The sequence below is a fragment of the Hymenobacter terricola genome, from assembly GCF_017921975.2.
Classification (GTDB): domain Bacteria; phylum Bacteroidota; class Bacteroidia; order Cytophagales; family Hymenobacteraceae; genus Hymenobacter; species Hymenobacter terricola.
In genome coordinates, this window is record NZ_JAGEMO020000212.1 from 1 (window position 1) to 905 (window position 905).

Genomic DNA, 905 nt, shown 5'->3' on the forward strand with positions numbered 1-905 from the left:
CATTCGTAGCCTCGCTGCATTATCGCTCTGGGCCTACCAATTTTCAAACGTTACCCCGACTAGAGCCTGTTATGCACTGGTTCGTAAATTAGGGGCATGACCGCGCCGCGCCGCTACCCAAGTGATGTGAAGGATGATGAATGGGCGTTTGTGGCCCCGTATTTGGCCCTGCTGCGAGAAGATGCGCCCCAGCGGCGGCATCCGTTGCGGGCCCTGTTTAACGCGTTGCGCTACCTGGGTCACACCGGTTGCCAGTGGCGCTACCTGCCGAACGACTTGCCCCCGTGGGCGGCCGTTTACCAGCAATGGACCCGCTGGCGGGATGCCCGCATTTTTGAAGATATCGTGCATGATTTAAACGAGTTACAGCGTTTGTTGCTGGACCGACCCGCCACACCCAGCGCCGTCATCCTCGACGGGCGGGTGCTGCAAAGCACGCCTGAGAGCGGGCACCGGGCCGGCTACGACGGTGGCAAGCGGCGCAAAGGCAGCAAGGCCCACATCGCCGTCGACACGCTCGGGCAGTTGCTGAGTGTGGTCATCACCCCGGCCAACGCGCAGGAGCGCGACCAGGTGGGCCAATTGTGCGAACGGGTGCAGGCCGTGACCGGCCAAAGCGTGCAGGTCGGCTTCGTGGACCAGGGCTACACGGGCGAAGAAGCCGAATACGCTGCGGCGGTGCACGAGATTGACTTGCAGGTGATTAAAAAACCGGAAGGCCAAACTGGTTTTGTGCTCCTGCCCCGGCGCTGGGTCGTCGAACGGAGCTTCGCTTGGCTCAGCCGGTTCCGCCGATTGGCCCGCGACTATGAGCGGCTCAGCAGCACCTTGCAGCAACTCCACTTTGTCGTCTTTACCTGTATCATGCTCGCTAGGCACACCAATAGTGCATAACAGGCTCTAGG

The 905-nt window shown here is 61.2% G+C and carries 1 protein-coding gene; it reads left to right on the forward strand.

Features of this window, described 5'->3' with window-relative positions; all coding sequences use genetic code 11:
* The first annotated feature begins 96 nt into the window (after positions 1-96).
* A complete protein-coding gene (locus J4G38_RS28280) occupies positions 97-894 on the forward strand; it encodes an IS5 family transposase (protein ID WP_210522264.1) in 798 nt (265 codons plus the stop codon).
* Positions 895-905 lie beyond the last annotated feature (11 nt).